This window comes from Lamprocystis purpurea DSM 4197 (genome assembly GCF_000379525.1).
Lineage (GTDB): Bacteria > Pseudomonadota > Gammaproteobacteria > Chromatiales > Chromatiaceae > Thiodictyon > Thiodictyon purpureum.
Genome location: NZ_KB902434.1, coordinates 1 through 2,274 on the forward strand (window position 1 = coordinate 1; position 2,274 = coordinate 2,274).

3 protein-coding genes are annotated in these 2,274 nt (G+C 60.6%); all 3 read left to right on the top strand.

Annotated features, from left to right (window positions below; translation table 11 throughout):
• Positions 1 to 291 (top strand): hypothetical protein (locus tag A39O_RS32540; protein WP_040527445.1); only part of this gene is annotated, 291 nt, incomplete at its 5' end.
• Positions 292 to 386: 95 nt separating this feature from the next.
• Complete coding sequence (locus A39O_RS0107800) at positions 387 to 1,556, top strand: hypothetical protein (RefSeq protein WP_020504125.1); 1,170 nt, start codon at positions 387 to 389, stop codon at positions 1,554 to 1,556.
• Positions 1,557 to 1,943: 387 nt separating this feature from the next.
• Positions 1,944 to 2,274 (top strand): hypothetical protein (locus A39O_RS32545; RefSeq protein ID WP_040527446.1); only part of this gene is annotated, 331 nt, incomplete at its 3' end.

A 2,274-nucleotide genomic window follows, 5' to 3' on the forward strand; every position in this document is an offset into this window, starting at 1 on the left:
GGGCGCTCGGCGAGCCCGCGCAAGCAGACGGCCGGGGGGCTGGTGGAGCGCGCCGCCGAGGAATTGTGGTGGCCGGCCGCGGGGCTGCAACATCCAAACTGCCGCGGGCGGTGGCTGGCGCTGCCCGCTGAGACTTCTCCTGGGGTTGATCCGGAGTTTTCAGCATGGCTGCGCAAAATAGTGCAAGAGCGGACAGAGGAAGTCGCGCGGCGTAATGAGCAGGCAATGCTGCGGTTACGGGAAGAGGAGATCGAGCGTCGTAACGAGCGATCCAAACCCCCGCGGCCGTGACGCCCCACGGCCGCGCTGTCACCCGACCGTGCCGTCCGCTTCACGTAGCGGATTGGTATGATGATCGCCAAACCCCTGTAGGTTTCTTAATCATCATGCATGATCCAGACGCGCCGTCAGCCAAAAAGCCGGTTCGCATCGACACCCAGCCCATTGATGAGCGGTCTTCAACCCTGCGGAGTCAGCGCGAGTCCAAGGACCTGCACACCCTGGCAGGGACCTTCTATCAGGCCAGTGCGCGCCGCCTCCAGGCGGCGCAAGACGCCCTGCGCGCTGCCCTGGGACTGGGGCGTTTCGTGCGCAAGTCCGGCGTATGGAGTCCGAAAGAGATCGCGGCGGTCAAGGCCCGGCTCAACAAGCCCTTGGCCGAGTACCGCCCAGCGGATTGGCTGGAACTCGTGGATCTGATCGTGCAAACCCGGCTACCCCCGGAGTTCATTGCCGCGCAAGCCGATCTGCTGGCCTGGAAAGCGGCCCTGGCCGGGGCGCTGCAAGCCATCGCCGAAGGGGGCAACACGGCGAGCCCGGCCGATCTGGGCGCGCTCATGGAGCAGGTGGCACCAGCTCGGACGTGCAGCCGGGAGCCGTGCCCCGCACCTGAGACGCGGCGCAAAGCAGCGCCATGGACTTCGCCAAGGCCGGGGAAACAGCCGGAAAACCTCAGTGAGTATGATTTTCTTGAATATCTCATACCACATTTACAGCGTATCGCGGTATTTCCAAGCACGCTCAGCGCGCATGATATTGACGCGTTCTATCGCTTTCTGTATCAGACTATCAAGGGCCAACCGACGCTATGGAAACGGCAATCAGCTTTACGGGAGCGCTATGGAATTGAGAATCTTGATTTTGAAGCTATTGCTGTCGTTGCTGCGTCAGGGATCGCCAACGTAGAACATCTATTGCGCGCGAAGAACAATAAATTTTTAACTGTCAAGGTGTTAAGTCATTATTCTGAATGTTGCGCTTCCTGCAAGACCGACATTAGCGGCAAAACCTTTGATGTTGATGCGCTTCTTGGTGCGTATCTTGCTAAAACCAACACTCTTGGCATCCTTCCACATGCGCATTGTTTAAACGAATGGTGTCGATGCAGGTTCATGCCTGTGCCCGATGAGACGCCTCCGCCCGGTGTTGACCCTGATTTCCATGCGTGGCTGATCGCGGCATTGCAAGATCGAAACGCGGAACTTGATCGGCGCAATGAGCAGGCGATGCTGCGGTTACGGGCGGAACAGGCGAAGCGGACGGGGGATCAATCATGACAGTGCCGATGTTTTTTGCTTTTGGCTGTAGGTATGGGCTGGCGTGTACTCGGACGCTCCCTACGCGGCTACGAGTTCCACTCGGCGCATTGCAAACCCGTGGCTGAAGTGATGCGCTTGCAACGCTTTAGCGACCGCGCAAAAAATAACGGCCCACTCTGACGAGTTGGGCCGTCGGCCGCCTTCCCCGAGCTTTAATCCCCATACGGGTGAATGGATCGCTCCACCTCGGTGCCCACCGATGCAGTAACGGTAGCGGCTCGGCGACGCCGGAGTCATCCGGCGACTGCTGCTCAAGTATCGTCGTGGATGGCGCTCGGTGCAAGTGATCGCATCACGCGTAAAACCCACTGCCACGGCCGCGTGTCGTGACGCCACACTGCCCCCATGGCCAACGACCCCGATTTCATCCTCAACATCACCCTGAACCTGCCGGACCTGCCGTCGGGCCGGCGGCCCGGGTTCCCTGAGTTGCAAGAGGCGGTTCAGGTCATCGCCTCTGCCGCTCATGCTCAGTGGGTCGCTTACGCGGAAGGTCGCTCACTGCCTAACGGCCAAACGATCGGCTCCAGGCTGGGGGCCTACAAAGATTCGATCCTGCTGCGCCAACTCGCCCCGTTGCACTGGCAGATGTACTCGGACATCCCCTACGCCGCGGCCATCGAGTTCGGGTCGGCAGCGACCGACATGAAACAGGCCCTGCTGACCTCGGCGAAGG